This is a genomic window from Bradyrhizobium sp. A5, from assembly GCF_042076515.1.
In the GTDB taxonomy this organism is placed as follows: domain Bacteria; phylum Pseudomonadota; class Alphaproteobacteria; order Rhizobiales; family Xanthobacteraceae; genus Bradyrhizobium; species Bradyrhizobium cosmicum.
In genome coordinates this window covers 900,225-927,059 of sequence record NZ_CP148990.1, presented here as the reverse complement: position 1 = coordinate 927,059, position 26,835 = coordinate 900,225, and the positions used below count along the sequence as shown (strand labels likewise).

The 26,835-nt window shown below is 63.9% G+C and carries 26 protein-coding genes and 1 pseudogene; 15 read left to right on the top strand and 12 right to left on the bottom strand.

Translation table 11 applies throughout. The annotated features are described in order from the left end of the window. Window positions 1-3 precede the first annotated feature (3 nt). The gene (gene infA, locus WHZ77_RS04285) at window positions 4-291 is read left to right on the top strand and encodes a translation initiation factor IF-1 (protein ID WP_008131890.1); all 288 of its coding nucleotides are present in this window, start codon (window positions 4-6) and stop codon (window positions 289-291) included. Window positions 292-558: 267 nt separating this feature from the next. Continuing rightward, window positions 559-771 (top strand): cold-shock protein, encoded by a 213-nt coding sequence (locus WHZ77_RS04280; RefSeq protein WP_014439634.1) that lies wholly within the window; start codon window positions 559-561, stop codon window positions 769-771. Window positions 772-929: 158 nt separating this feature from the next. Here WHZ77_RS04280 and WHZ77_RS04275 read toward each other — a convergent pair whose 3' ends face one another. Both WHZ77_RS04275 and WHZ77_RS04270 read right to left on the bottom strand, forming a co-directional pair. Beyond that, complete coding sequence (locus WHZ77_RS04275) at window positions 930-1,427, bottom strand: pilus assembly protein N-terminal domain-containing protein (RefSeq protein WP_375312544.1); 498 nt, start codon at window positions 1,425-1,427, stop codon at window positions 930-932. 155 nt (window positions 1,428-1,582) lie between these two features. Next, complete coding sequence (locus WHZ77_RS04270) at window positions 1,583-2,410, bottom strand: sterol desaturase family protein (RefSeq protein WP_375312543.1); 828 nt, start codon at window positions 2,408-2,410, stop codon at window positions 1,583-1,585. A 267-nt stretch (window positions 2,411-2,677) separates the two neighbouring features. Here WHZ77_RS04270 and WHZ77_RS04265 point away from each other — a divergent pair, with 267 nt between their 5' ends. The 10 genes from WHZ77_RS04265 to WHZ77_RS04220 all read left to right on the top strand — a co-directional run bounded on the left by WHZ77_RS04265 (window position 2,678) and on the right by WHZ77_RS04220 (window position 11,585). Beyond that, window positions 2,678-2,842, top strand: coding sequence for a Flp family type IVb pilin (locus WHZ77_RS04265; protein WP_375312542.1), 165 nt, complete (start codon window positions 2,678-2,680; stop codon window positions 2,840-2,842). Window positions 2,843-2,918: 76 nt separating this feature from the next. Continuing rightward, window positions 2,919-3,053, top strand: coding sequence for a hypothetical protein (locus WHZ77_RS04260; RefSeq protein ID WP_375314885.1), 135 nt, complete (start codon window positions 2,919-2,921; stop codon window positions 3,051-3,053). A gap of 123 nt (window positions 3,054-3,176) precedes the next feature. Further along, complete coding sequence (locus WHZ77_RS04255) at window positions 3,177-3,701, top strand: prepilin peptidase (protein ID WP_375312541.1); 525 nt, start codon at window positions 3,177-3,179, stop codon at window positions 3,699-3,701. Window positions 3,702-3,829: 128 nt separating this feature from the next. Next, window positions 3,830-4,627, top strand: coding sequence for a Flp pilus assembly protein CpaB (cpaB, locus tag WHZ77_RS04250; RefSeq protein ID WP_375312540.1), 798 nt, complete (start codon window positions 3,830-3,832; stop codon window positions 4,625-4,627). A gap of 11 nt (window positions 4,628-4,638) precedes the next feature. Beyond that, window positions 4,639-6,105, top strand: a complete 1,467-nt coding sequence (locus WHZ77_RS04245) for a type II and III secretion system protein family protein (RefSeq protein WP_375314655.1) — start codon at window positions 4,639-4,641, stop codon at window positions 6,103-6,105. A 20-nt stretch (window positions 6,106-6,125) separates the two neighbouring features. Continuing rightward, a complete protein-coding gene (locus tag WHZ77_RS04240; protein WP_375312539.1) occupies window positions 6,126-6,860 on the top strand; it encodes a CpaD family pilus assembly protein in 735 nt (244 codons plus the stop codon). Then, window positions 6,857-8,122, top strand: coding sequence for a CpaE family protein (locus WHZ77_RS04235; protein WP_375312538.1), 1,266 nt, complete (start codon window positions 6,857-6,859; stop codon window positions 8,120-8,122). Before WHZ77_RS04240 ends, WHZ77_RS04235 begins: the two co-directional genes overlap by 4 nt. 21 nt (window positions 8,123-8,143) lie before the next feature. After that, complete coding sequence (locus WHZ77_RS04230) at window positions 8,144-9,607, top strand: CpaF family protein (RefSeq protein ID WP_375312537.1); 1,464 nt, start codon at window positions 8,144-8,146, stop codon at window positions 9,605-9,607. A gap of 16 nt (window positions 9,608-9,623) precedes the next feature. Further along, window positions 9,624-10,601: a type II secretion system F family protein gene (locus WHZ77_RS04225; protein WP_375312536.1), complete on the top strand. Its 978-nt coding sequence runs from the start codon at window positions 9,624-9,626 to the stop codon at window positions 10,599-10,601. Window positions 10,602-10,610: 9 nt separating this feature from the next. Further along, window positions 10,611-11,585, top strand: coding sequence for a type II secretion system F family protein (locus WHZ77_RS04220; protein ID WP_375312535.1), 975 nt, complete (start codon window positions 10,611-10,613; stop codon window positions 11,583-11,585). 57 nt (window positions 11,586-11,642) lie between these two features. Here the strand turns inward: WHZ77_RS04220 and WHZ77_RS04215 are convergent, their stop codons facing one another. The 3 genes from WHZ77_RS04215 to WHZ77_RS04205 form a co-directional block, all read right to left on the bottom strand. Further along, window positions 11,643-12,455, bottom strand: a complete 813-nt coding sequence (locus WHZ77_RS04215; protein WP_375312534.1) for a tetratricopeptide repeat protein — start codon at window positions 12,453-12,455, stop codon at window positions 11,643-11,645. 94 nt (window positions 12,456-12,549) lie between these two features. Further along, a complete protein-coding gene (locus tag WHZ77_RS04210; RefSeq protein ID WP_375312533.1) occupies window positions 12,550-14,052 on the bottom strand; it encodes a metallophosphoesterase family protein in 1,503 nt (500 codons plus the stop codon). 273 nt (window positions 14,053-14,325) lie between these two features. Beyond that, window positions 14,326-14,529 carry a hypothetical protein gene (locus WHZ77_RS04205; RefSeq protein WP_183247077.1) on the bottom strand — a complete coding sequence of 68 codons (204 nt, stop codon included), beginning with the start codon at window positions 14,527-14,529 and terminating at the stop codon, window positions 14,326-14,328. A gap of 206 nt (window positions 14,530-14,735) precedes the next feature. Here WHZ77_RS04205 and WHZ77_RS04200 point away from each other — a divergent pair, with 206 nt between their 5' ends. Together WHZ77_RS04200 and WHZ77_RS04195 are read left to right on the top strand one after the other, a co-directional pair. Then, the gene (locus tag WHZ77_RS04200; protein WP_375312532.1) at window positions 14,736-16,109 is read left to right on the top strand and encodes a M17 family metallopeptidase; all 1,374 of its coding nucleotides are present in this window, start codon (window positions 14,736-14,738) and stop codon (window positions 16,107-16,109) included. Continuing rightward, complete coding sequence (locus WHZ77_RS04195; RefSeq protein ID WP_375312531.1) at window positions 16,102-16,968, top strand: C40 family peptidase; 867 nt, start codon at window positions 16,102-16,104, stop codon at window positions 16,966-16,968. The genes WHZ77_RS04200 and WHZ77_RS04195 overlap by 8 nt, the downstream gene beginning before the upstream one ends. Window positions 16,969-17,044: 76 nt before the next feature. Here the strand turns inward: WHZ77_RS04195 and WHZ77_RS04190 are convergent, their stop codons facing one another. The 7 genes and pseudogenes from WHZ77_RS04190 to WHZ77_RS04160 form a co-directional block, all read right to left on the bottom strand. Then, entirely contained in the window at window positions 17,045-17,239 is a 195-nt protein-coding gene (locus WHZ77_RS04190; protein WP_014439616.1) for a hypothetical protein, read from the bottom strand. A gap of 96 nt (window positions 17,240-17,335) precedes the next feature. Further along, window positions 17,336-18,973 (bottom strand): ABC transporter ATP-binding protein, encoded by a 1,638-nt coding sequence (locus tag WHZ77_RS04185; protein WP_375312530.1) that lies wholly within the window; start codon window positions 18,971-18,973, stop codon window positions 17,336-17,338. A gap of 3 nt (window positions 18,974-18,976) precedes the next feature. Further along, entirely contained in the window at window positions 18,977-20,155 is a 1,179-nt protein-coding gene (locus WHZ77_RS04180; protein WP_375312529.1) for an ABC transporter permease, read from the bottom strand. Then, entirely contained in the window at window positions 20,155-21,264 is a 1,110-nt protein-coding gene (locus tag WHZ77_RS04175; RefSeq protein ID WP_375312528.1) for a microcin C ABC transporter permease YejB, read from the bottom strand. The genes WHZ77_RS04180 and WHZ77_RS04175 overlap by 1 nt, the downstream gene beginning before the upstream one ends. Before the next feature lie 2 nt (window positions 21,265-21,266). Next, a complete protein-coding gene (locus tag WHZ77_RS04170) occupies window positions 21,267-23,153 on the bottom strand; it encodes an extracellular solute-binding protein (RefSeq protein ID WP_375312527.1) in 1,887 nt (628 codons plus the stop codon). Between the two features lie 14 nt (window positions 23,154-23,167). Next, a pseudogene (locus WHZ77_RS04165) lies at window positions 23,168-25,083 on the bottom strand (extracellular solute-binding protein). Window positions 25,084-25,295: 212 nt separating this feature from the next. Then, window positions 25,296-25,850, bottom strand: a complete 555-nt coding sequence (locus WHZ77_RS04160; RefSeq protein WP_375312526.1) for a c-type cytochrome — start codon at window positions 25,848-25,850, stop codon at window positions 25,296-25,298. A gap of 234 nt (window positions 25,851-26,084) precedes the next feature. Between WHZ77_RS04160 and WHZ77_RS04155 the strand changes: the two genes are divergently transcribed. After that, a complete protein-coding gene (locus WHZ77_RS04155) occupies window positions 26,085-26,825 on the top strand; it encodes a 3-deoxy-manno-octulosonate cytidylyltransferase (RefSeq protein WP_375312525.1) in 741 nt (246 codons plus the stop codon). Window positions 26,826-26,835: the final 10 nt, after the last annotated feature.

The following is a 26,835-nucleotide window of genomic DNA, read 5'->3' as shown; positions in this document are numbered from 1 at the left end:
TTCATGGCTAAGGAAGAGCTGATCCAGTTCGAAGGACTGGTCACCGAAATCCTCCCCGACGCGCGCTACCGCGTGCAACTCGACGCCGGACACGAGATCGTTGCTTACACCGCCGGCAAGATGAAGAAGAACCGCATCAAGACGCTGGCGGGTGACCGCGTGACCGTGGAGATGTCGCCCTATGACCTCGAGAAGGGCCGACTGATTTTCCGTCACAAGGACGAGCGTCCCAGTGGAGTGGGCGGACCTCCCCGTCCCGGGCAGCGCGGTGGCCAGTTCCGTCGCCGCTAAACGGCCCATCCGCGCGCGAGCACGGAACTAAATTCCGGCCTGTATTCTGATCCGCCGTGCGCGCACGGCGGATCAAAAAATCGTGCACGTCAGGATTGTTTTGGGGCCCTAAATCCAATAAAATGAACTAATCGATTTTCGGCCGGACGACATTAGCATCCACCGGTACAGCCGGTTCAGACACGCTGACGACCCTTCCAAAAATTCGATCTAACCTGCCCGCGCGAGCGGGCTTTGACATTGTGTGATCTGAGAAGGGACTACCCCATGAGCATGGGAACCGTGAAGTGGTTTAACGCGACCAAGGGCTTCGGCTTCATCCAGCCCGACGACGGCGGCCAAGACGTTTTCGTACACATCAGCGCCGTCGAGCGCGCCGGCCTCGGCTCGCTGCGCGAAGGCCAGAAGATCTCCTACGAGATCGTGGCCGACCGCCGTTCCGGCAAGTCGGCAGCGGACAACCTCCGCGCCGCAGGTTGAGCCTGCGGGCCTTCGGCCCGTATCGGTTCTGGCGAACGAGCCAAAGGAAAAGGCCGTGCAAAATGCACGGCCTTTTTTTCATGTCCGAAGGAAGCCTGCGCGCTCTACAGGATCAGACGATCCTGTCCGGGCCAACCCGCCAACTGGCCCTGCTTAGTCTAGTTGGGTTTGGCGCCCGCGCCGGCACCGCCGCTGGCACTGCTGCTCAGCGAACCGGCTTGGCTCATCGTGTTGTTGAAATAGGTGTCGCTGTCACCCAGCGTCACGCGGCGCTGGCAGACCGGCATGCAGCTATAGGACTCGCGCTCGATCCCGCGGTAGACGGTGACGAGCCGGTCGCTCGGACCTTCGACCTGGATCTGGCGGTCGACCAGGATCTCGCCGCCCCGGTCGAGCGCGATGAAGTTGGTGGCACCGTAGCCCTTCCCGGTCACGACGATCATGCCGCCAGGCTGGAGCGTGACGTCGGCGATGAGGGGATTGCCGACCACGATGGTCGCCACCTTGCCGGGGAGCCGGACCAGCTTGGCCTGGTCGACATTGACGGCGATGGTGTCGGCAGTGGGCTCGGCAAGGCCGGCAGCCGGCAATGCCAGCACCGCGGCCGCAACCAGAAGACAAACGCGCGCATGGCGGCGCAGCAACTCTTTACGCATACTCTTACCCCCGGGACGTCACAAACCGGCAGAAGCGACCAGATACAGCGGAGCCGGTGCCCGACCCGGCTAACCTGCCCTTAATTCGTGAACGTTCCGCAAATTCGCCGACTATTGTTTGAACGGACTGGCGTTTTGCTGCCTCAGGAGGCCGGCTACTGGCGGAACGGATAGGCGAGCTGGCCGGCGATCTCCTTCGGCATGGTCGCTTCGTCCTTGCCGTAATCCTTCGGCAGTTCGCCCATCGGCATCCGGAAGGTGCCGAACAGCACATCCCAGATCGGGAACGTCCCGGCGAAATTGGTGTCGCCGCCCACTTCGAGCCCTGTGTGGTGCCAGCGGTGGAACACCGGCGTCGCCAGCACATATTTGAACGGCCCGAAGGTCCAGTTCAGGTTGGCGTGCACGAAGGCCGAATGGAAGGTGGTGAACGGGCCGACCCAGATCATGACGTTGGGGGAAACGCCGGCCATCAGCAACACGACGTCGACGCTGATCGTCCCGAGCATGAGATTGACGGGATGGAAACGGGCCGCGGAGATCCATCCGATCTCTTCCGACGAATGATGGATGGCGTGGTACTTCCAGAACCCGCCGCCGTGGAACAGCCGATGCAGCCAGTACAGCATGAAATCAGACAGCACCACGAACAGGATGGCCTGCAGCCACAGTGGCAATTGCGCCAGCGGGCCATGGCCATTGTCGTAGAAGGCGATGAGTTCGTCGGCATCGTGGATGTTGAAGACGGCGCCGGCACCGACGATCAGGAGGCCGATCCGCATGGTGCGGGCGAACACCGGAACGAAGAACCAGTAGCAGATATCGGTGATGATCTCGCGCTTGCGCCACCACGGCGCGCCGGGATTGCACGCCCAGAAATGCTCGAGCACGGTGAAGACCGCCGCAAGCACGAAGGTGACGGGGATCACCTTCTCGATGGTCTCGCCGAGCATCAGGGCGACCTGCATGGGTAAGCTCGACATCGTCGCCTCTCTTCCGGATCCTGATCCCGCCTAGGCCTACTCCGCGAAATTTAAGGGAGGGTGAAGTCGGCCGCGATTGCGCTGCATTTGGAGCCCGAACGAAATTCAACAACCGCCTTAAGGCGAAATTCACTCTGGGCAAAAGCATCGGGCAGGAAACGGGTTTGCGCGATCGAATTAACTCTACCGAAAGAGCTCGGCTCACATGGTCATCGCGTCAATCACAGCGCCGAACGAGGCGATCCAACCCCCGATGGAGTTTAGTTCATGAAGAACCTGATTGCACGTTTCGCGAAGGATGAATCCGGCGCCACCGCCATCGAATACGGCCTGATCGCCGCCGGCATCGCGCTGGCCATCATCACAGTCGTCAACAGTCTCGGCACCTCGCTGAACACCAAGTTCGGCTCGATCAGCTCTTCGCTGAAGTAAGCGACCGACCGACGATGGCAAAAGCCCCGGATCTCCGGGGCCTTTGTTTTTTTGAGTACGGCGAGTTCCAGTGGCGTTGCGCAAGTACAGAACCGATGCCGCGGTTGCGGCCAGCGAGACGGCGTCGACCGAGACGCCGGCCTATTGGGTTTGCCTCGCGCTGCTGGTTGCGATGGCCGCCATCGCGTTGCGCATTGCCAGCGTGTGGTGAGCGGGCCATCGGCGGCTTCCCGGACTCAAAGCCGCGGCCTCCGTTTTCGGTTTGTTTAGCACTGCCGGCTAGCATGCGGCGACGCTTCGATCCCGCGACGAACCCAGGCTCAAGACGCAGCCCATGATCCTCGACCTTGCGCGCCTTCTGCTCTTCCCGGCCTTGATGGCATTCGCCGCCGCCAGCGATCTCTTCACGATGACCATCTCGAACCGCGTGTCGCTGGCGCTGGTCGCCGGCTTCTTCGTGCTCGCTCTTGCCGGTGGCATGGCACCTTACGAGATGCTGACCCATGTCGGCGCCGGCGCGTTGCTCCTGGCCGTGGCCTTCACCTGCTTTGCGATGGGCTGGATGGGCGGCGGGGACGCCAAGATCGCAGCTTCCGTTGCGCTCTGGTTCGGCTTCGCACAATTGATGGATTTCCTGCTCTACGCTTCGCTGTTCGGCGGAGCGCTGACGCTGCTCCTGCTCCAGTTCCGGCAATGGCCGCTGCCTTACGGACTCGCGGGCCAGGCTTGGCTTGCACGGCTGCACGCCAAGGAGAGCGGGATTCCCTATGGCATCGCGCTCACGCTTGGCGCGCTGATGGTCTACCCGGAGACCGAATGGGTGAAGGCGATCGACCTCGCCCATCTCGCACTGCGCTGAACACACCGGGTAAACCCGGCGTTAAGGCGATTTAGATACGCCTCATTAACCATGCTTTGACGAATAGCTGGTCAACTGCCGATTACGGCGGCGTCAGCGTCGCGGCGTTTTGTTGGAAAGTGAAGCGTATGAATAGGGCACGCATTGTCGTCCTGGCGGTCGCCATCTGCGCCGGCGGTGCCGCCGCGTACCTGGCGAGCGGCTCGGACACTGCGCCGCCACCGGCGGCTCCGGTCGCGCAGCTTCCGACCGTCGACGTCCTGGTGGCCAAGAACGACATCGGCCTCGGCCAGACCGTGAAGCCGGAAGACGTGCAATGGCAGACTTGGCCGGCTGCGACCGCCAGCGCCACCTTCATCCGCCGCAACGAGCGTCCCGAGGGCGTGACCCAGGTCACCGGCTCGATTGCGCGCGCCCCCTTCATCCAGGGTGAACCGATCCGCGACCAGAAGCTGGTCAAGGCCGAGGGCTCCGGCTTCATGGCCGCGATCCTGCCGACTGGCATGCGCGCCATCTCGACCGAAATCTCGCCGGAGACCGGCGCCGGCGGCTTCATCCTGCCGAACGATCGCGTCGACGTGCTTCTGACACGCCGCCTCAAGAATCCCGACCAGAGCGCCGCCGCCCAGGACATCGTGACGTCCGAGATCATCCTGGCCAATGTCCGCGTGCTGGCGATCGACCAGGCGCCGAAGGAGAAGGACGGCCAGAACGCGGTGATCGGCAAGACCGTCACCCTCGAGCTCAATCCCGCCCAGACCGCGACGCTATCCGCGGCCCGGCAGAGCGGCACGCTGTCGCTGGCGCTGCGCAGCATCGTCGACGTCATGATGAGCGAGATCACGCTCGATGACTCCGCGCGGAAGCGCGATAGCGTTTCCATCATTCGCTACGGAATCTCAAGCTCGACGGCGAAGGCACAATGAGGACTGTCGATATGAAATGCGGGGCAGATTTGGCAACGATGCGGACCTCCGTGGTCCGCGCCCTGTCGTTTTCGGCCGTCTTCGCGCTGACGCTCACCCCGTTGGCCGCCGCCGACTACCGCCCCGTTGCGCAGGTCGCGGCCGCCGACGGCCAGATGAACGCGCGCTTCCTCTCGCTCGGCGTCGGCAAGTCGATCGTGATCGACCTGCCGCGCGACATCAAGGACGTGCTTGTCGCCGATCCCAAGATCGCCAATGCGGTGGTCCGGTCATCGCAGCGCGCCTACATCATCGGCGCCTCGGTCGGTCAGACCAACATCGTGTTCTTCGACTCCGCCGGCCAGCAGATCGCGGCCTATGACATCGCGGTCAAGCGCGACCTCAACGGCCTTCGGGCCGCGCTGAAGCAGGTCCTGCCCAACTCCGACATCCAGATCGACGGGCTCGGCGACGGCGTCGTCCTGACCGGCACGGCGGCGAATCCGCTGGAAGCACAGCAGGCCAACGATCTCGCCGTGCGCCTCACCGGCGGCATCGACAAGGTGGTGAATTCGATCGTGGTCCGCGGCCGCGACCAGGTCATGCTGAAGGTGACGGTCGCCGAGGTTGCGCGCACCGTGGTCAAGCAGCTCGGCATCGACCTCACCGCGAACCTGAACTACGGCACGTCGGTGGTGAGCTTCACCAACTCGAACCCCTTCACGGCTCTCGGCAAGAACCTGGTGGATGGTAACTCACTGACTACGAAGTTCGGCGCGACGCCGTCGGTGCAGGCGACCCTGCGCGCGATGGAAACCGCAGGCGTGATCCGGACGCTGGCCGAGCCGAACCTGACCGCGATCTCGGGCGAGTCGGCGACATTCCTCGCCGGCGGTGAATTCCCGGTCCCGGCAGGCTATTCGTGCGATCCCACGACGCATGTCTGTACCACCCAGATCAGCTTCAAGAAGTTCGGTATCTCGCTCAACTTCACCCCCGTGGTGCTGAGCGAGGGCAAGATCAGCCTGCGCGTGATGACCGAGGTCTCGGAGCTGTCGAACGAGAATGCGATCACGCTGTCTCAGGCCGTCACCTCGACGTCGGTGAACTCGCTGACGGTGCCCTCGATCAAGACCCGCCGTGCGGAGACCTCGCTGGAAATTCCCTCCGGCGGCGCGATGGCGATGGCCGGCCTGATCCAGCAGCAGACCAAGCAGGCGGTCAGCGGACTGCCGGGACTGATGCAGCTCCCGATCCTCGGCACGCTGTTCCGCAGCCGCGACTTCGTCAACAACACTACCGAGCTGGTCGTGATCGTGACGCCCTATGTCGTTCGCGCGGTGGCGCCGAAGGACCTGTCGCGGCCGGATGACGGCTTCGCCGCACCCGCAGATCCGCAGGCCGAGCTGATCGGCAACATCAACCGCATCTACGGCGTGCCCGGCAAAGCCGAGTCAGCCAAGAACTACCGCGGCACATACGGCTTCATCACCGACTGATGCGGAACGGGGACCAAGTTATGATCACAAGACCACCCCAGATTCGCAAACGCGCCATCGGCTTCGGTGGCGTGCTTGTCGGTATCGCGCTTGCACTCGGCGGCTGCCAGCACGACGAGGTGACCACCGCCTCGATTCCCGACGACTACAAGCAGCGTCACCCGATCGCGATCGAGGAGCAGAACCGCTCGATCGTCGTCTTCGTCGGCCACGCCCGCGGCGGGCTGACCGCGGCCCAGCGCGCTGACGTGATGGGCGTCGCATCGGCCTGGTTGCACGAGGGTACCGGCGCCATCCGTATCGACGCGCCATCGGGCACGCCCAACGCGCGTCCGGTCGCAGACACGATGCGCGAAATCCAGGCGATGCTGGCGGCGGCAGGTGTTCCACCGCGCGGCGTCAGCGTTCGCCCCTACCAGCCGGAAGACAAGCGTTTCCTGCCACCGATCCGGCTCACCTATTCCAAGATCGCCGCGGTCGCGGGTCCCTGTGGACTTTGGCCGGAGGACATCGGCCCCTCGATGAAGAACAAGAGCTGGTTCGAGAACAAGGACTACTACAATTACGGCTGCGCCTCGCAGCGCAACCTCGCTGCGATGGTCGACAATCCGTCGGACCTCGAGCAGCCGCGGCCTGAAACTCCGTCCTACACGGCGCGTCGCACCACGACCTTCGAGAAGTATCGCAGGGGAATGACGACGGCGACCACCTATCCTGAAGCCGACAAGGCCAAACTCAGCGATACCGGCAAATGATCAGCTACGCTCGCCAGACTCAAGAAGAGCAGCCGGATGCGCCTCCCCCGGTCGAGGAGCATATTGCGCCCGCGCCGCGCGTGTCGGTCCAGGCCTTCTGCGAGACAGTGGAAACAGCAGCCGCAGTGCAGTCGGCCGGCGAGGACCGCCGCCTCGGCAAGGCCCATCTGAAGATCCAGATGGGCGGCATGGCGGCCGCGATCGAAGCCTACCGCTCGGCTCCCACGCCGAATGTGATCGTACTCGAGAGCGATGGCCGCAACGACCTTTTGGGCGGGCTCGACCATCTCGCCACGGTCTGCGACGCCGGCACCCGCGTGGTCGTGATCGGCCGCATCAACGACGTCACGCTCTATCGCGAGCTGGTGCGCCGCGGCGTCAGCGACTATGTGCTCGCGCCAGTCGGCGCGATCGACGTCGTACGCTCGATCTGCAACCTGTTCTCGGCGCCGGAAGCCAAGGCAGTCGGCCGTATCATCGCAGTGGTCGGCGCCAAGGGCGGCGTCGGCGCGTCCACCATCTCCCACAACGTCGCCTGGGCGATCGCGCGCGATCTCGCGATGGACGCGGTCGTTGCGGATCTCGACCTTGCCTTCGGCACCGCTGGGCTCGACTACAACCAGGACCCGCCGCAAGGTATTGCGGACGCCGTGTTCTCGCCGGATCGGGTCGATACCGCCTTCATTGACCGCCTGCTGTCGAAATGCACCGATCATCTCAGCCTGTTGGCGGCGCCCGCGACGCTCGACCGGGTGTATGATTTCGGCACCGACGCCTTCGACGCCGTGTTCGACACGTTGCGTTCCACCATGCCCTGCATTGTGCTCGATGTTCCGCACCAATGGTCGGGCTGGACCAAGCGCGCCCTGATCGGGGCGGACGACATCCTGATCGTGGCCGCGCCCGACCTAGCCAATTTGCGCAACACCAAGAACCTGTTCGACCTCCTGAAGGCCTCGCGGCCCAACGACCGGCCGCCGCTCTACTGCCTGAACCAGGTCGGCGTCCCGAAACGGCCCGAAATCGCCGCCGCGGAGTTCGCCAAGGCGATCGAGAGCCAGCCGGTCGTCTCGATCCCGTTCGAGCCGCAGATATTCGGCTCCGCGGCCAACAACGGCCAGATGATCGCGGAGATCTCGGCCAACCACAAATCGATCGAGATGTTCCTTCAGATCGCCCAGCGCCTGACCGGCCGCAGCGAGACGAAGAAGCAAAAGTCGTCCCTGCTTTCACCCCTGATTGACAAGTTGCGGGGAAGATAAGCCGCCGCATGGAGTTGTTAAGTGTTCGGTAAGCGTAGCGGAACAGACACCGATACTCGGGCTCCCAAGCCCGGCGCCGTGTCGCCAGAGCCTGTCCAGGCTCCGGCGCCCGCGGTGTCGCGCGCGCCGCCCCCACCGGCCATCGCCTCGCCGCCGCTCGCCCCGGCAAAGCCTGCGCCGTCCATGGAATCCCGCCGCTCGGACAATTACTACGAGGTCAAGGCAACCATCTTCGGCGCGCTGATCGAGGCCATCGACCTCGCCCAGCTCGCCAAACTGGACTCCGAATCCGCGCGCGAGGAAATCCGCGACATCGTCAACGAGATCATCGCGATCAAGAACATCGTGATGTCGATCGCCGAGCAGGAAGAGCTGCTCGACGACATCTGCAACGACGTTCTCGGCTACGGTCCGCTCGAACCCCTGCTGTCGCGCGACGACATCGCCGACATCATGGTCAACGGCGCCAACACCGTCTACATCGAAGTCGCCGGCAAGATCCAGCGCACCGGCATCCGCTTCCGCGACAACCAGCAGCTCCTCAACATCTGCCAGCGCATCGTCAGCCAGGTCGGCCGGCGCGTCGACGAATCCTCGCCGATCTGCGACGCGCGCCTCGCCGACGGCTCCCGCGTCAACGCCATCGTGCCGCCGCTGTCGATTGACGGGCCCACGCTCACCATTCGAAAATTCAAGAAGGACAAGCTGACGCTCGATCAGCTGGTCAAGTTCGGCGCGATCTCGCCGGAGGGCGCCGAGATCCTCCAGATCATCGGCCGCGTCCGCTGCAACGTGTTGATCTCCGGCGGTACCGGCTCGGGCAAGACCACACTGCTCAACTGCCTGACCAACTATATCGAGCACGACGAACGCGTCATCACATGCGAGGACGCCGCCGAGCTCCAGCTCCAGCAGCCCCACGTGGTGCGGCTGGAAACCCGACCGCCCAACATCGAGGGTGAGGGACAGGTCACCATGCGCGAGCTGGTACGCAACTGCCTGCGTATGCGCCCCGAACGCATCATCGTCGGCGAGGTCCGCGGACCCGAGGCGTTCGACCTGCTCCAGGCCATGAACACGGGCCATGACGGCTCGATGGGCACGCTGCACGCCAACAACCCGCGCGAGGCCCTTTCGCGCTGCGAATCCATGATCACGATGGGTGGGTTTTCCCTTCCGTCGCGCACCATTCGCGAGATGATCTGCGCCTCGATCGACGTCATCGTCCAGGCCGCACGCCTGCGCGACGGCTCGCGCCGCATCACCCACATCACCGAGGTGATGGGCATGGAAGGCGACACCATCATCACCCAGGACATCTTCCTCTACGACATGGTCGGAGAGGACGCCAACGGCAAGATCATCGGCCGGCATCGCTCGACCGGCATCGGACGCCCGAAGTTCTGGGAGCGCGCCCGCTATTACGGCGACGAAAAACGCCTTGCCGCAGCGCTCGACGCGGCTGAAGTCGCGCCGACGACATGATGGGATCGGCGCAGCCATGAACATGCAGGTCCTCGCCCTCGCCTTCCTCGCCACCGCTGCCGTCGGCGGCATCGCCTGGGTATTCCTCTATCCGCTCCTGTCCGGTGAGCGGAAGGCGGAAGGCCGCCGTGCGTCGATCGCGCGCGCCGACGCGCCTGCGGCCAAGCAGGCTGAAAAGAGTCAGCGATCGCGCCGCGAGCAGGTCGAGACCTCGCTCAAGGATCTCGAGGCGCGGCGCCAGCAGGAAAAGAGCGTGCCACTCAGCGTCCGCCTGTCACAGGCAGGCCTCGACTGGACACCGCAGAAATTCTGGATCGTGTCCGCTGTCGTGGCGGGTGCGTTTTTCGCGGGCGTTCTACTGGGCGGAGGCGGCCTGCTCGGTGCCGCCGGCCTCGCCTTCGCTGGCGGCTTCGGCCTGCCGCGCTGGGCGCTGGGTTATCTGAAGAATCGACGCGAAGCGAAGTTCCTGAAGGCGCTGCCAGATGCGGTCGATGTCATCGTCCGCGGCATCAAGGCTGGCCTGCCGCTGTTCGAATCGATCAAAGTCGTCGCGGCCGATGCGCCGGAACCGCTGCGCAGCGAATTCCTCCAGATTATCGAGACGCAGGCGATCGGCATGCCGCTCGGCGAGGCCTGCACGCGGCTCTATGATCGCATGCCGCTGCCGGAAGCCAATTTCTTCGGTATCGTGGTGTCGATTCAGCAGAAGTCGGGCGGCAACCTCTCCGAAGCGCTCGGCAACCTCTCCAAGGTGCTGCGCGACCGCAAGAAGATGAAAGAGAAGATCCAGGCGATGTCGATGGAGGCCAAGGCCTCGGCCGGCATCATCGGCTCGCTGCCGCCGATCGTCATGTTCCTCGTCTATCTCTCGACGCCGCAATACATCTCGCTGCTGTGGACTCATCCCACCGGCCAGCTGATGCTGGTCGCCTGCGTCGTCTGGATGTCGATCGGCATCCTGGTGATGAAGAAGATGATCAACTTCGATTTCTGATGGTGCCGTATGGTCGACCTACTCGTCACGAAGCTGCACGACGTCCACTTCATGACCATGCTGCTTGCGGCCATCGCCGCCAGCGCGACCGTCTATACACTGGTGATGCCGCTGTTCGCCGGCGAAGGTCTTTCGAAGCGCATGAAGGCGGTGGCGAGCGAGCGTGAGCGAATCCGGCAGCGCGAGCGCGAACGCCTCAACAAGAACGAGAAGGTCACGCTGCGCCAGACGCCGAAACAGCTCGTCTCGAGGGTGGTCGAGGACTTCAACCTCACCAAATGGCTCGCGCAGGAGGCTGCGCGGGACAAGCTCATCATGGCGGGCTATCGAGGCCATGCGCCCTATGTCACCTTCCTGTTTGCCCGCATGGTGGCTCCGATCGTGCTGTTCGTCGGCGCGGTCGTCTACGTGTTCCTGATCGCACACATGGATAAGCCGATGCCGGTCAAGATCGGCATCTGCGTCGGCGCGGCCTATCTCGGCCTCCAGGCGCCGATGCTGTTCCTCAGGAATGCGATCTCCAAGCGCCAACTCTCGATCAAGCGCGCCTTTCCCGACGCGCTCGATCTGCTGCTGATCTGTATCGAATCCGGCATGTCGGTTGAAATGGCGTTCCGGAAAGTCGCCACCGAAATCGTCGGCCAGTCGATCGCGCTGTCGGAGGAGTTCACCCTGACCACGGCCGAGCTGTCCTATCTGCAGGATCGCAAGGTCGCCTATGAGAACTTGGCGCGGCGAACCGGGCTCGAGGGCGTCAAGTCGGTCTGCCTGGCGCTCCAGCAGGCGGAACGTTACGGCACCCCGCTCGGCCATTCCCTGCGCGTCATGGCGCAGGAAAACCGCGACATGCGCATGAACGAGGCCGAGAAGAAGGCCGCAGCGCTGCCGCCGAAGCTGACCGTGCCGATGATCCTGTTCTTCCTCCCAGTGCTGTTCGTCGTCATTCTCGGACCGACCGGTATCAAGATATCCGAACTGCACTGAAGCGGGCGCGGACCGCGCGCGGTCCGCAGGCGGTCTCCAGCGTGGAAGATCAGATGATCAGTCGGGCTGGCTGAGCGAGGCGACCGGAGTCCGCTTCGGCGCACCGCGCGGGGCGTCGTTGCGGCTCAGCATGTCCTTGAGGTAGGCGACATTGGCCGCGGCCTGGTCGGGCGGCAGGTCGGCCTTCACGATGGTCTCGGCTTCGGCGAAGCGGCCCTGGAGGCCGACGACGAGACCGAGATTCTGCCGCACCCGGCTACTGGCGCGGGGCGACGCGTAGGCCTGCCGCAGCGCCTCCTCCGCCTTTGGTAGATCCTTCGACAGCATGTAGGACAGGCCGACATTGGAGAGCACGCCGGGATCACCCGGTGCGATTCTCAGCGCGCTCGCATAATAGGAACGTGCCTCCTCGTGACGCCCCATCTGATCGAGCGCGGTGCCCTGCACCGAGAGCAGGCGCCAGTCCGGATTGTCGGGCGAGTGCGCCTTCGACAGCACGTCGAAAGCCTGCTGAAAATTACCGTTGTCGGCCAGCGCGCGGCCGTATTGGGCGAGCAGCGCCTTGTTGCCGGGATTGGCGATGGTCGCCTGCTCGAGCACAGCGGCTGCCTGGGCGCGCTGGCCGTTGGCGCGCAATGCCTGGCCGTAGCCGAGCGCCGCGTCGGCGTCCTTGGGATTGGCACGATAGCGCTCGCCATAGGTTTCGACGGCGCGCGCGGGATCGGTCGGAGCGGCCTCCGCCCGCGGGCCGACAGAGCCCGTGACATCGGAGAGTTTCGACATGGCCGTGCAGCCGCCGAGGCCCATGGCCACCACCGCGACCAGCGAGGTGGACGCGAGAAGCCGGGCAAGACTGAACCGTTGACGCATGACGCTTTGACTCTCGAGCCGATTGATCGAGCCGAACGCGCCAGCAATAGACTGTTAACCCTAACGGCCGGTTAACGCAGTATATTTTGTTCTTTCACGGCGGCGTCTGCGGCGGCGGGTCGCCTCCAAGGCCAAGGTCCGGGCCGATCGCTCTCACATACCCGTCCAGATCCCGCAGCAATTGCAGCCTTCGCCGCACCTGCTCTGCGACGTCGATTCCCGCGCGCGGTGCGCCCGACCATTCGCGCCGGAGGTCGTCGCGATTAAGCAGACGCTTCGTACTAAGCTCGTCGAGCTGAACACGATCGATACCGAGCACGTCAGCGGAGAGTTCGATCAATCGGCGCAGCAGCAGTTTCGCCGTGGCAAGCGCCGCGACGTCGTGCTTGCGTGCGGACCTCGCGGCCTTGCCCTCGAGATCACCCCAGGCCTGTGAGGTGACGAGATAGACGTGGAGCGCGCTCGCCCAGTCCACCTCGCCGTCGGCATAGAAGGCGCGGCGGCTCAAGAGCCGGCGGGCGAATGTTGCGACCTGATCCCGCTTCAGCGCTGTGCATGAGCCGATCTCGATCGCCGACTGGACGGCCGGATCACGGGAAAAATCCCGTCCTGCCGGCAGCCTGATGACGCCGTCCGGCAGGTTCGAGTCGAGCGGTCTGAAGGCGCCATCGTTGCGCGACCGCGAGTAGCGGGTGATCGCGAACCGATGCTCGGTGCGGCCGGCATGAGACGATGGACCAAAATGGATGATGTTGAAACCGGCATCGTCACCGGCCTGCCCGGTCGAGGACGGGCAGGACAGGACATAGATCGTGCGCCAGAACACTTCACTGCTCTTGCTCCATGTCGCGCGCGGATCGGGGATCGAATAGCGGGTCAATCCCTCGACATGCCGGTGTCCGTGCAGGACCAGATTGACGTTGAGCGAGGTTGCCGCTTCGAGGAAGGTCGCGGGCGCTGCCAGATACATCAGCGGCTCGTCGGGCACACCGAGAAACCGCTTTCCTTCTCCGGTCGCCTGCGGCAACGGATGATGGTGCATCGCGAGCACGCGCACCAGGTTTTCCGCCGGCTCGGCAAAATCGGCACGTCCGGCCGAACCCATGCTGCCTGCGAGCTCGACGCTCAGCCGCGCGGAATCCGCAACCATCGCCTGGTAGATGTTCTCGTCGACATTGCCGCTCGCGAGCGTCGTCAGGCTCGCCCGGTTGGAATCCAGCAGCACCATATCGAGGCCGGCCTGGCGGTAGTAGACACTCTTCGAGGTCCGCGGCAGATGCAGGTAGTCATAGGCATCGTGGAGGCCTGCGCGCTGGTTGGGCCGCTTGATGTCATGATTGCCGGCAATCGCCTGGATGTCAGTGAACAGGCCGGTCTGCCGGAAGGACGCGATGACGGCGAGCGCTTCGTCGAGCGCGCGGGGCGTCGGGTCGTCCACGAGATCGCCCGTGATCAGCAGAATGCGGTCGGGAGCATCGGCAAAGGCCGCCATCCTCTGGCCGATCTCGGCGCTGAGCGCCTCGATCGCCGCAAGCAGCCGGCCTGACCCGTCCAGATGCAGGTCGGAGATCTGCGCAATGACGAACGATCTATCCATTTTGCGCCGCTCATTGCGAATGCTGCGTCGCCCAAACGATTGAGAGAAATGCCTTAGATGAACGAGTTCAGGCTGCTATCGACTGAGGTGGATATCGACCGTTTGCCGCAGCGTCCTTGCGCTCGACGTGCAGAACGGCGCGGCACAATCTATAATATTTGCCGATAATGCCACAACCGTAGCGCTAGTAAAGCCCTGCGGCCGCGCTCTCGTGAACGGCAGTTCTCAAGCAAGGAATACGAGATCGCCCGGCAATGGTATCGTCTCGCTCGATCAATACTCGATGGCAAGCCGCTTGCGGATTTCGTCGACGCGCTTGTCGAGCGCGTCGAACCGCGCGTGGACGGAGCGGTCGTGGAGATAGAAGACGTAACCGCCGGCAAGGAATGCGAATATCCAATGGTGATGCTCGACATAGCCGAAAATCGCCTCGACGGCCTGGCCGATGAATGTGACCACGCTCCACACAAATTCCATTGCGTTGCCTCCCGGCAGGCTCCGTCTTCGGTCGTCGGCGGTCTCCTGCACAATTTTCCATAGATCCGGCAACCGTTGTCGGAACCTAGCATGGCCGCCTTGCCGCGAGTAGCGGCTCGCCGCATGGTGACAGCAATGCCGATTGCGGCCGCGGCAAAACTCTGCGAAGTCTCGTCCGTTCGTATGACCTGTGTTTGGACCCGCCAATGCCTTCCGTCTTCGAGACGTCGTCCGCCGCCATCCCGATCACCTTCGTCACCAGGTCGAGTTGGGATGCGTTGCGCGAGACACTGCCGCCGGCGCAGTGCCAGTTCGCCACCGCCAGCGCCTTCACCGCCAAGCCGGGCGGCTATCTTGCGCTGCCAGCGCCCGACGGCGCGATTGCGCAAATCCTGTTCGGCCTCGAGGACGACGACGCCAGGTCGCGTGACCTGTTCCGGCCGGGCGCGCTGTCCGGCCTGCTGCCGCCGGGCATTTACCGCTTTGCCAATGCACCGCACGATGCACGGCTGGCGGCGCTCGCTTTTGCACTGGGGTGCTACCGGTTCGCGCGCTACCGCAAGGCTGACAGGCCCGACGTCCGGCTGGTGCCGCCTGATGGCGTCGACGCGGCCGAGATCGATCGCGTCGCGGATGCCGCGATGCTGGCGCGTGATCTCATCAACACGCCGTCCAACGACATGGGGCCAGCGGAACTGGCTGCAGCCGCGCAGGACCTCGCGGCCGAATTCGGCGCAAGCTTCGCCTGCACCATCGGCGACGATTTGGAGAAGAACTTTCCGCTGATCCACGCCGTCGGCATGGCCTCCGACCGCGCGCCGCGGCTGATCGACATCGGTTGGGGCGATCCGGCTCACCCCAAGGTGACGCTGGTCGGCAAGGGCGTCTGCTTCGATACCGGCGGGCTCGACCTGAAGCCGTCGGGCGGCATGCTGATCATGAAGAAGGACATGGGCGGCGCCGCCAACGTGCTGGCGCTGGCGCGCATGGTGATGGACGCCAAGCTGAAGGTGCGGCTGCGCGTGCTGATTCCTGCGGTCGAGAACGCGGTCGCGGGCAACGCCTTCCGCCCGCTCGACATCTTCACCTCGCGCAAGGGCATCACGGTGGAGATCGGCAACACCGACGCGGAAGGCCGGCTCGTGCTCGCCGACGCGCTGGCGCTGGCCGACGAGGACAAGCCGGACCTCCTGATCGACCTCGGCACATTGACGGGCGCCGCACGCGTTGCGCTGGGGCCGGATTTACCGCCCTTTTACACCAATGATGAGACGCTTGCTGCCGACGTCGCGCGCTACGCGGTGAAGGAGAACGATCCGTTGTGGCGCATGCCGTTGTGGCCGGCTTACGATGCGTGGCTGGATTCCAAGACCGCCACCATCACCAACGCGCCGTCCGGCGGCTTTGCCGGCTCGATCGTTTGCGCGCTGTTCCTGCAACGCTTCGTCGAGCAGGCCAAAAGCTGGTTGCATGTCGACATCTACGGCTGGACGCCTTCGGCGAAGCCAGCGCGGCCCGAAGGCGGCGAATGCCAGGCCGCGCGTGCCATCTACGCATTGCTGGGTGAGCGCTATGCATGATCCAGGAATTGATCCAAGAATCGATGCAAGGCTGGCGCCGGCGCGCGGCGACCTCGCCGCGAAATACCTCGAAGGCAAGGTGAAAGCGGACCGCTTCGTCACCGGCGAGGAGTTCGAGGTGGTCGATCCGATCGCGCCGGTGCGCGAGCAGCCGTCCTCGAGCGCTATGCTGATGACGCAGGCGCTGCGCGGCGAGCGCGTCACGGTCTATGATCGCAACGGCGAGGGCTGGGCCTGGGGCCAGCTCAACGGCGATGGCTATGTCGGCTGGCTGCCGGATGCGGCGCTCATGAGGCCAACGGCCGCCCCGACCCACGTCGTCAGTGCGCTACGGACATTTGCCTTCCCCGGACCTTCGATCAAGCTGCCGCCGGCCGATGCGCTGGTGCTTGGCTCCAGGATCGCGGTGGCGCGCGAGGACGGCATTTTCGCCGTGACGCCCAACGGCGCCTTTCTGCCGAGAACGCATCTTGCGCCGCTCGATCATCGCGAGCCGGACTTCGTCGCCGTCGCCGAGCGCTTGGTCGGCACGCCCTATCTCTGGGGCGGCAAAAGCAGTCTGGGCATCGATTGCTCGGGCCTGGTGCAGGTATCGCTGACCGCCGCAGGCATCGGCTGTCCCCGCGACAGCGACATGCAGCAGGCAGGGCTCGGCCGCGCACTGGAGCCGCACGAGCGCAACAGCTTGCGGCGTGGCGATCTGATCTTCTGGAAGGGCCATGTCGCGATCGTCCGCGACGGCGGCACCATGGTCCACGCCAACGCGCATCATATGGCAACGGCGATCGAGCCGATCGAGCCGGCGCTTGCGCGGATCAGGGCGGCCGGCAGCGAGGTCGTCGCGATCAAGCGACTCTAGTGACACCTCGCAGGATGGGTAGAGCGCAGCGAAAACCCATCGCACGCCCTACCCGCCTTGCCGAGATCTGTTTGCCTCAGAATGCGTGCAAGTGCGGCAGGTTCGTCGGGCCGCCGCCACCCAATACGGGCGCATTCACGACGCGTGGCGGCGGCGGCACATCGTAAACATGGCCGTAGCCTCCCCGCGGAGCCGCGCCCCCGACGACGCCGTCGAGCTCGATCGCGGATAGCTCGCGCATCGCCTCTGCTTCGATTGCAATGAACGTCATTTCTGCGCTCCTGTCGCTGTCGCGAGACTGCCTCGCGCCCATTCGTACAGAATGTCGCCGCGAACGCTCAGCCGCCGTGATCGCGGTCACGCAAGATCAGGTCGCGACCGACCCGTTGCCAGCCGTCTCCAGCCGGAACGCCGCCGCAAACAGCGCGCGCGTGTAATCGGTCTTGGGGTTCTTGAACAGCTCGGCCGCCTGGCCTTCCTCGACCACCTTGCCGCCGCGCATCACGATGAGATGGCTCGCAAGCGAGGCCACGACGCGCAGATCGTGTGAGATGAACATGTAGGTGAGCTCGCGCTTGCGCTGGAGCTCGCGCAACAGGTCCACCATCTGCGCCTGGAACAACATGTCGAGCGCGCTGGTCGGCTCGTCCAGCACGACGAAATCCGGCTCCAGCACCACCGCCCGCGCGATGCTGATGCGCTGGCGCTGCCCGCCTGAGAACTCGTGCGGATAGCGGTAGCGGGTGTCCGGCTTCATCCCGACATCCTCGAGCGCCTTGACGACGCGCGCCTCGCGCTCCTCGCGCGACAGCTTTGGCTGGTGCACGGAGAGCCCCTCGGCGATGATGTCTGCGATCGACATGCGTGGGCTGAGCGAACCGAACGGATCCTGGAACACGATCTGCATGTCGCGCCGGAAAGGCCGCATCTCCTTGAAGCGCAGGCCCTGGATGTCCTTGCCCAGGAACACGATGCGTCCGTCCGAGGAGATCAGCCGCAGCAATGCGAGCCCCAGCGTCGTCTTGCCCGAACCGGATTCACCGACGACACCGAGTGTCTCGCCCTTGCGTACGGCGAGGCTGACGCCGTCGACCGCCTTGATGTGACCCACCGTCTTGCGCATCAGGCCGCGCTTGATCGGAAACCATACCTTCAGATCCTCGGCCGACATCACCACGGGCGCGTCCGGCTGCGGCGGCGCTGGATCCGGCTTCGGCTCCGCCGCCAGCAGGTCCTGCGTGTAGGGATGTTTCGGAGTCTTGAAGACCTGCTCGACCGGTCCCTGCTCGACGATCTCGCCCCCCTTCATGACACAGACCTGGTCGGCGATGCGGCGCACGATGCCGAGGTCGTGGGTGATGAACAGCAGGCTCATGCCGAGCCGCGCGCGGATGTCGGCAAGCAGCGCCAGGATCTGCGCCTGCACGGTGACGTCGAGCGCGGTGGTCGGCTCGTCCGCGATCAGCAGGTCCGGCTCGTTGGCGAGCGCCATCGCGATCATCACGCGCTGGCGCTGGCCGCCGGAAAGCTGGTGCGGATAGCTCTTGAGCCGCGTCTCGGGCTCGGGAATGCCAACCTGCGTCAGCAGCTCCAGCGTGCGCTGGCGCGCCTGCGCATTGCTGGTCGGATTGTGCAGCTGGATGATCTCGCCGATCTGCGCCTCGATCGTGTGCAGCGGATTGAGCGAGGTCATCGGCTCCTGGAAAATGATGGAGATGTCGCTACCGCGAATCTCCCGCATCTGTTGCTCCGACTGGTCGATCAGCTCGTGTCCCTTGAAGCGGATGCTGCCCGAGGGATGCGACGCGTTCGGATAGGGCAGCAGCTTCAGGATCGAAAGCGCGCTGACCGACTTGCCGGACCCGGATTCGCCGACCAGCGCCAGGCACTCGCCGCGCTTGATCTGGAACGAGACCTTGTCGACCGCAAGCGTCGTGGCGCCGCCCTGGTGGAAGGCCACCGAGAGGTCGCGCACGCTAAGCAACGGCTGGTTGATCGCGTCCATCGTCTACCTGAAGGTCTTGCGCGGATCGAAGGCGTCGCGCACGGCTTCGCCGATGAAGATCAAAAGCGACAGCATGATCGCGATCGAGAAGAAGCCGGAAAAACCGAGCCAGGGCGCCTGCACGTTGGACTTGCCCTGCGCCAGCAGCTCGCCGAGCGACGGCGAGCCGGGCGGCAGCCCGAAGCCAAGGAAGTCGAGCGCCGTCAGCGTCATGACCGACGAGGAGACGATGAACGGCAGGAACGTCATCGTCGCGACCATGGCGTTCGGCAGCAAATGCTTGAACATGATCACGGCATTTGACACGCCGAGTGCCCGCGCCGCCTGGATGTACTCGAAATTGCGCCCTCGCAGAAATTCCGCGCGCACGAGTCCGACCAGCGACACCCAGGAGAACAACAGCAGGATGCCGAGAAGCACGAAGAAGCCGGGCACGAGCACCGACGACAGGATCAGCAGCAGATAGAGCGAAGGGATCGCAGTCCATATCTCGATGAAGCGCTGGAACAGCAGGTCGATCCAGCCGCCGAAATAGCCTTGCACCGCGCCGGCGGCGATGCCGACGACGGAGGAGACGATGGTCAGGCAGAGGCCGAACAGCACCGAGATACGGAAACCATAGATCAGGCGCGCGATCACGTCGCGGCCCTGATCGTCGGTCCCGAGCCAGTTGTATTCGAGGTCGCGGCAGCTCCTGAGGCCCTTCTTCTCGACCACCGGCTTGCACTGCGCTTCGGTCAGCATCCAGGTCGGCGGCGACGGCGCTGGCGTCGGCAGATCGAGATTATGGGTGTCGTAGGAGTAGCGGATCAGCGGCCAGACGATGCTGCCGCCCTTCTCCTTGATCAGCTTCTGCAGATAGGGATCACGATAGTCGGCCGCGGTTTCGAAATCGCCGCCGAAGGTAGTCTCGGAGTAAGTCACGAAGGCCGGCCAGTAGAGGTGACCGTCAAACTTGACCAGGAATGGCCGGTCGTTGGCGATCAGTTCGGCGAACAGCGAGGCCACGAAAAGGAACATGAAGATCCAGAGCGACCAGTAGCCGCGCCGGTTCGCCTTAAAATTCTGCCAGCGGCGCCTGTTGAGCGGCGATGGCACGAACGGCTTGCGCGTGATCGGCACGGCGTCGCCGAGCGGCGACTTCGCGGTGGTCTCGATCGGGGTGGGGACGGTCAGCGTCATCAGACCTCCCGCGCCTCGAAATCGATCCGCGGATCGATCCACATGTAGGTCAGATCCGAGATCAAGTTGACCACGAGGCCGACGAGCGAAAAGATGAAGAGCGTGCCGAACACCACGGGGTAGTCGCGGTTGAGAACGCTTTCGAAGCTGAGCAATCCCAACCCGTCCAGTGAAAAGATGGTCTCGATCAGAAGCGAGCCCGAGAAGAAAGCGTGAATGAAGGTGCTGGGAAAGCCTGCGATCACGATCAGCATCGCGTTGCGGAAGACGTGGCCATAGAGCACCCGGTTCTCGCTGCAGCCCTTCGCGCGCGCGGTCATCACATATTGCTTGCGGATCTCGTCCAGAAACGAGTTCTTGGTCAGGAACGTCATGGTGGTGAACGCGCCGAGCCCCATGGCGATCAGCGGCAACGTCAAATGCCAGAAGTAGTCGATGATCTTCCAGTACCAGGGAAACTCCGACCAGCCGTCCGACGTCAGGCCGCGCAGCGGGAACCAGTTGAAGAACGAGCCCCCGGCAAACAGGATGATCAGGAGGATCGCGAACAGGAAGCCGGGAATGGCATAGCCGAGCACGAGCACGCTCGACGTCCAGGTGTCGAAGCGCGTCCCGTCCTTGACCGCCTTGCGGATGCCGAGTGGAATCGAGATCAAATAGGTCAGCAGCGTCAGCCAGATGCCGAGCGAGATCGAGACCGGAAGCTTTTCCTTGACGAGCTGGAGTACGCTGACGTCACGAAAATAGCTCTTGCCGAAGTCGAAGCGGGCAAAATTCCATACCATCAGTGCGAAGCGTTCCGGCGCAGGCTTGTCGAAGCCGAACTGCACCTCGAGCTTCTTGATGAAATCGGGGTCGAGGCCCTGCGCACCCCGATATTTCGAGTTGATCGCATCCGCGCCGGCGCCTACCTGTCCCGGCGCGCGCTGCGCAAAATCGCTACCGCCCGAAATGCGCGAGGTGCCACCGGTGTCGGCGCCTGAAAGCTGCGCGATCACGCGCTCGACCGGGCCGCCCGGCGCGAACTGCACGACGATGAAGGAGACAAAGAGAATCCCGAGCAGGGTCGGGATCATCAGGAGGATGCGGCGGGCGATATAGGCACTCATGATTATTTCGCCTGCTCGAGCTTGGCTGCCTTCGCGCCATCATGCCACCAGATATCGGGAGCACCGACGCCGTTGGCGTAGCGCGGCAGCGTCTGCGGGTGGCCGAACTGGTCCCAATAAGCCAGCCGGTGCGTCTTGTTATACCATTGCGGCACCCAATAGCGGCCGGCGCGGAACAGACGATCGAAGGCGCGGCAGGCGATGGTCAACTCCTCGCGGCTGTCGGCCGCCATGATCTTCTCGATCATGGCGTCGATAGCCGGGCTGGCGATGCCCGCGAGATTGTATGAGCCCTTGGTTGCCGCGACCTGGGAGGAAAAGAACGAGCGCATGGCATCGCCCGGCGTCGCCGACATGCTGAAGCGCTGGATCGTCATGTCGAAGTCGAAATCTTCCTGGCGCACCTTGTATTGCACGGCATCGACGAGACGCACGCTCGCTTCGATGCCGAGCGTACCGAGGTTCTTGATGTAGGGCGCGTGATGCGGCTGGAACGAAGGCTCGTCTAGCAGGAACTCGATCCTGAACACCTCGCCATTCGGCAGCACCCGCTTGCCATCCTTGATGGGCACGCCGGCCTCGGTCAGCAGTTGTTGCGCCTTGCGGAGCAGGCTTCGGTCTTGCCCGGAGCCGTCCGAGACCGGCGGCGTAAACGGCGCCGCGAACACTTCGTCCGGGACCTGACCGCGGAACGGCTCCAGCAGCTTCAGTTCCTCGGACGAAGGGGCCGCATCGCCTGCCATGAGGTCCGAATTCTGGAACGGCGATACGGTGCGGGCATAGGCCCCGTACATGATGGTCTTGTTGGTCCATTCGAAGTCGAAGGCATTGATCAAGGCCTCGCGCACGCGAGGGTCTTTGAACTTGTCACGCCGCGTGTTGATGAACCAGCCTTGCGCACCGGACGGCGTATCGTCGGGCACGACCTCCATCTTGACGCGACCGTCCTTCACGGCAGGAAAGTCGTAGCGCGTCGCCCAGATGCGCGAGGTGAACTCCTCGCGATAAAGATAGTTCTTGCCGGTGAAGCCTTCGAAGGCGACGTCGCGGTCGCGATAGAATTCGTAGCGCACGATATCGAAATTGTAGCTGCCGCGGCACACCGGAAGATCGGCAGCCCACCAGTCCTTCACCCGTTCGAACTCGACGTAGCGATTGACCTCGAACTTGCCGACCTTGTACGGACCCGAGCCGAGCGGAATCTCCAGGGACGATTCGTCGAACGGGCGAGACGCGTAATAGGCGTTGGAGAAGATCGGCAGGCTCGCGACATAGAGCGGCACGTCGCGCGCCCGTCCCTTGGCGAAGGTGACGACCAGCGTGGCATCGTCGAGAGCTTCTGCGCTGACGAAGTCGCGCATCTGCACGATGATCAGCGGATGGCCCTTGGTCTTCAGCGACGTCAACGAGAACGCCGCGTCGTGCGCGGTGAGCTTCGTGCCGTCGTGGAATTTCGCCTCGGGCCGCATCGTGAAGCGATAGACCAGCCTGTCCGGCGATATCTGCACGGATCTGGCGGCAAGCCCGTACATTGCGTCAGGCTCGTCGTTTGCGCGCACCATCAGCGGCACAAACGTCATGTCCATGCCCTGCGCGCCGTCGCCCTTCAGGATGTAGGCATTGAGCGAGTTGAAGGTCTGGTAGGACTGATTGTAGGCGCGCACCGACGGAATGAGGGAGAACATGCCTCCCTTCGGTGCATCGAGATTGACGTACTCGAAATGATGAAAGTCGGCGGGGTACTTGAGATCGCCGAACGCCGAGATGCCGTGCGCCTCGCCTCCCCCTTCCGAAGCCTGCGCACCGCGCGACAGCGGTGCGCCGAGTGACACCCCGAAGGCGCCGCCGGCACCCAAGGCCAGCACATGGCGGCGTGACATCTGCGTCATCCAGGCAACGTCCTTCACGACTTCTTTGCGATCCGCGCCGCCTTGTCTGCGTCGTACCACCACACGAACGGGAAGCCGGACTGACCGTATCTGGGCAATTCCGCCGGCCGACCGAAACGATCCCAGCGCGCGGTGCGCACCTTCGAATAGGTCCACTGCGGAATGACGTAGTGATTCCACAGCAGCACGCGGTCGAGCGCCTTGGTTGCGGCGACGAGATCGTCGCGATCCCTGGCGTAGATCACCCGCTCGATCAGCTTGTCGATCGCAGGGTTCTTGATGCCGCTGATGTTGCGCGATCCGGGAATATCGGCGGTCTTGGACGACCAGAACTCGCGTTGCTCGTTGCCTGGCGACTGCGACTCGCCCCAGGAGTTGGTGACGACGTCGAAATCCCATTCGCGCGTCCGGTTCTCGTATTGGGTCGGATCGACCGTCCGCACGCTCACGGCGATGCCGAGCCGCTCCAGCGACGGCTTGTAGAACAGTGTGACCCGCTCGAAGCTCGGATCCTGGTTCAGCAGCTCCATGGTGAACTGCGCACCGGTCTTGACGTCGACCAGCTTGCGGTCGCGCACCTCGTAGCCGGCCTCCTTGAACAGGCGCAGCGCCTCGCGCAGATTGTCGCGCACCGCTTCCGGACTGCCGCCGACCGGATTGGTGTAGGCCGTCGTGAAGACTTCGGGCGGGACTTCGGCGCGGACGGTCTCGAGGATATCGAGTTCCTTGCCCTGCGGCACCCCGGTTGCCATCAGTTCGTCGATGCCATCGAAATAGCTGCTGACGCGCTTGTACTGACCGTAGAAGATCTGCTTGTTCATCTCCTCGAAGTCGAACGCGTAGTTGAGCGCACGTCGTACGCGGGGATCGCTGAACTTGGCGCGGCGCAGGTTCGGCACGAAGGCTTGCATCACGCCCGAGCTGCGATTGGCGAACTCCTCGAGGATCACGCGCTTTTCCGTCACGGCCGGGAAGTCGTAGGCCGTCGCCCAGCTCTTCGCACTGTTCTCGGTGCGCCAATCGACCTGATCGGCCTTGAAGGCCTCGATCGCCACGGTGGCGTCGCGGAAATATTCGTAGCGCATCTCGTCGAAATTATTGCGGCCCACGTTGGCGGCGAAATCGCGCCCCCAATAGTCCTTGACGCGCTCCAGCGTCATCGACCGCCCGGCAACGAACTCCTTCACCTTGTAGGGGCCGGAACCAAGCGGCACTTCGAGCGTGGTGGCGGAGACATCGCGCTTGCGGCCTTGCGCGTCCGTCCCCTCCCACCAATGCTTCGGCAAGACCGTGAGCTGCCCAACGATCTGCGGCAATTCGCGGTTGCCGGGCGCGTCGAACACGAACTTCACCTCGCGCTCACCGACCTTCTCGGCTTTCACCACATGGCTGTAATAGGCCGAATACATCGGGTGATGCTTCTTGAAGGAATCCAGCGAGAAGATCACGTCGTCCGCGGTGACAGGCTTGCCGTCGTGCCATTTGGCCTGCGGCCGTAAGCGATATGAGACGTAGGAGAAATCGTCCGGGTGGCTGACGGCTTCGGCCAGCGCGCCGTACTCGGTCGAGACTTCGTCGAGCGCGGGCGTCAGGAGGGATTCGTAGATGAATGCGACGGCGCCGGCGACCTGCCCCTTCACCCCCGAGACCACGATGTTGAAATTGTCGAAGGTGCCGACCGCGATCTGGCGCGCGACACCGCCTTTGGCGCGTCCGGATTGACGTAGTCGAAGCGTTTGAAGTCGGCTGGGTACTTGACCTTTCCGAACAGCGACAACGCATGGCGCCAAGGCAGCGCATTTGAAGCCGCCTCGCCGGCAGATTCAGCATGAGCGGCGCCGATGACGGGGACGCCCGCGAGGGAACCAAAAGCGGGGAGCGCTACGGCAGCAGTGCCGGTGAGCAGGAGATCGCGTCGGGTTATGGCCAAATCAACATCCCTGGTCTTGAAGGAGGTTACCCCTTTAAGGGCTCAATATAGGCGAGGTTTCGACCGAATATGTTGCTTTTTCCTCATCTTGGAAGCCCGGACGGCCTGTCCGATGCGGCCAAACGCCCCGATAAACTCACCGCGAGGCCCAGATACGGAAACGGCCAGGCTTTTCAGCCTGGCCGCATATTCCAAGATCGATTTTTGAGGCCCTACTTCGACGCCGTCGGCAGCGGCTTCGGGCTGTCGGAGAGGCTGTTCAGGTAAGCGATGACGTCGGCGCGCTCGCTGTCCTTCGGAATGCCGGCAAAACCCATCGCTGTGCCGGGGACGGCGGCCTTGGGATTGGCAATGAACTTGTTGAGTGCGTCGAAGTCCCAAGTGCCGCCCTTGGCCTTCATCGCAGCCGAGAAGTTGAAGCCGCCGCGGCCCTCGCCGACATGGTCGCCGACGACGCCAAAGAGGTTCGGACCGACGCGATTCGGGCCGCCCTTCTCGAAGGTGTGGCACGCGCCGCACTTCTTGGCAGCGGCAGCGCCCTTCTCGACGGAGGCGGTCTGGAGCAGCTTTTCGATCGGTTCGGGGGCTGCTGCGGCAGCGCCGCCTTCCTTGCCGTGGCCGGCATCTTCCTTCACGGCGATCTCGAAGCCCGGCTTTTCCGGCAGCTTGGGCGAGAACAGCGCATTGGCGGTGAAGCTCGTCACCAGCAGGATGAGACAGGTGCCGAGCACGGCACCGAGAATCTTGTTGAGTTCGAAAGAGTCCATTTCCGGCCAGGCCCCACACCGCAAGAAGGAAGCAGCGGCCCAAACGGCCGCCAGGACGAGCCTCGGGAGAATCAAACGTTCCTTATTGTTTCCCCGAGTTTTGCCATTGAGATATCGGTTTGCCCGGGGTCTGGCAACCCGTATAAGCGACCCGGCTTTCAGGCCATCCCCATTCCATTTCTCGGAGCGGAAAACGTCCCATTTCCGGGCCCTTGAACTCAAGCCTTTGAATCAATGACCGACCCTCGCATCCTGGTGCTGATCCCGGCCCGCATGGCAGCCACCCGTCTGCCCGGCAAGCCGCTCGCCGACATCGCCGGCCTGCCCATGATCGTGCATGTGATGCGGCAAGCCGAGGCCGCCGGCATCGGCCGGGTGGCGGTGGCGACCGACACGGCCGAGATCGCGTCTGTCGTATCAGCCCATGGCGGCGAGGCCGTGATGACCCGCTCCGACCACCCCTCCGGCTCCGACCGCATCCACGAGGCGATGCAGAAGCTGGACCCCTCGGGCAAGGCCGAGATCGTGGTCAATCTCCAGGGAGATTTCCCGACCATCACGATCGACAATATCCGCGAGGTGCTGCCGCCGCTGGACGATCCGGCTGTGGACATCGCGACGCTGGCCTCGCAGATCCATACCGAGGAGGAGGACCTCGCGCCGAGCGTCGTGAAAGCGGTGGGGACCTCGGTGGGCGGCCGGCGGATGCGCGCACTTTATTTCACCCGCGCGACCGCCCCGACCGGCGACGGACCGCGTTACCACCATATCGGCCTCTACGCCTATCGCCGCGCCGCGCTGGAGCGCTACGTCCGGCTTCCGCCCTCGCCGCTGGAATTGCAGGAAAAGCTCGAGCAACTCCGGGCGCTGGAGGCCGGCATGCGGATCGACTTCACCATCGTCGACACCGTGCCCCGCGGGGTCGACACCCCGGCGGACCTCGAGACCGCCCGCAGCATCCTTTCCAAATCCTGAGCCGCTGTTA

Bases quoted from the DNA above. Each gene is read 5' to 3' on its own strand.
- infA (WP_008131890.1), top strand. From the start codon at position 4: ATGGCTAAGGAAGAGCTGATCCAGTTCGAAGGACTGGTCACCGAAATC.
- WHZ77_RS04280 (WP_014439634.1), top strand. From the start codon at position 559: ATGAGCATGGGAACCGTGAAGTGGTTTAACGCGACCAAGGGCTTCGGC.
- WHZ77_RS04275 (WP_375312544.1), bottom strand. From the start codon at position 1,427: ATGCGTAAAGAGTTGCTGCGCCGCCATGCGCGCGTTTGTCTTCTGGTT.
- WHZ77_RS04270 (WP_375312543.1), bottom strand. From the start codon at position 2,410: ATGTCGAGCTTACCCATGCAGGTCGCCCTGATGCTCGGCGAGACCATC.
- WHZ77_RS04265 (WP_375312542.1), top strand. From the start codon at position 2,678: ATGAAGAACCTGATTGCACGTTTCGCGAAGGATGAATCCGGCGCCACC.
- WHZ77_RS04255 (WP_375312541.1), top strand. From the start codon at position 3,177: ATGATCCTCGACCTTGCGCGCCTTCTGCTCTTCCCGGCCTTGATGGCA.
- cpaB (WP_375312540.1), top strand. From the start codon at position 3,830: ATGAATAGGGCACGCATTGTCGTCCTGGCGGTCGCCATCTGCGCCGGC.
- WHZ77_RS04245 (WP_375314655.1), top strand. From the start codon at position 4,639: ATGAAATGCGGGGCAGATTTGGCAACGATGCGGACCTCCGTGGTCCGC.
- WHZ77_RS04240 (WP_375312539.1), top strand. From the start codon at position 6,126: ATGATCACAAGACCACCCCAGATTCGCAAACGCGCCATCGGCTTCGGT.
- WHZ77_RS04235 (WP_375312538.1), top strand. From the start codon at position 6,857: ATGATCAGCTACGCTCGCCAGACTCAAGAAGAGCAGCCGGATGCGCCT.
- WHZ77_RS04225 (WP_375312536.1), top strand. From the start codon at position 9,624: ATGAACATGCAGGTCCTCGCCCTCGCCTTCCTCGCCACCGCTGCCGTC.
- WHZ77_RS04220 (WP_375312535.1), top strand. From the start codon at position 10,611: ATGGTCGACCTACTCGTCACGAAGCTGCACGACGTCCACTTCATGACC.
- WHZ77_RS04215 (WP_375312534.1), bottom strand. From the start codon at position 12,455: ATGCGTCAACGGTTCAGTCTTGCCCGGCTTCTCGCGTCCACCTCGCTG.
- WHZ77_RS04210 (WP_375312533.1), bottom strand. From the start codon at position 14,052: ATGGATAGATCGTTCGTCATTGCGCAGATCTCCGACCTGCATCTGGAC.
- WHZ77_RS04205 (WP_183247077.1), bottom strand. From the start codon at position 14,529: ATGGAATTTGTGTGGAGCGTGGTCACATTCATCGGCCAGGCCGTCGAG.
- WHZ77_RS04200 (WP_375312532.1), top strand. From the start codon at position 14,736: ATGCCTTCCGTCTTCGAGACGTCGTCCGCCGCCATCCCGATCACCTTC.
- WHZ77_RS04195 (WP_375312531.1), top strand. From the start codon at position 16,102: ATGCATGATCCAGGAATTGATCCAAGAATCGATGCAAGGCTGGCGCCG.
- WHZ77_RS04190 (WP_014439616.1), bottom strand. From the start codon at position 17,239: ATGACGTTCATTGCAATCGAAGCAGAGGCGATGCGCGAGCTATCCGCG.
- WHZ77_RS04185 (WP_375312530.1), bottom strand. From the start codon at position 18,973: ATGGACGCGATCAACCAGCCGTTGCTTAGCGTGCGCGACCTCTCGGTG.
- WHZ77_RS04180 (WP_375312529.1), bottom strand. From the start codon at position 20,155: ATGACGCTGACCGTCCCCACCCCGATCGAGACCACCGCGAAGTCGCCG.
- WHZ77_RS04175 (WP_375312528.1), bottom strand. From the start codon at position 21,264: ATGAGTGCCTATATCGCCCGCCGCATCCTCCTGATGATCCCGACCCTG.
- WHZ77_RS04170 (WP_375312527.1), bottom strand. From the start codon at position 23,153: ATGACGCAGATGTCACGCCGCCATGTGCTGGCCTTGGGTGCCGGCGGC.
- WHZ77_RS04160 (WP_375312526.1), bottom strand. From the start codon at position 25,850: ATGGACTCTTTCGAACTCAACAAGATTCTCGGTGCCGTGCTCGGCACC.
- WHZ77_RS04155 (WP_375312525.1), top strand. From the start codon at position 26,085: ATGACCGACCCTCGCATCCTGGTGCTGATCCCGGCCCGCATGGCAGCC.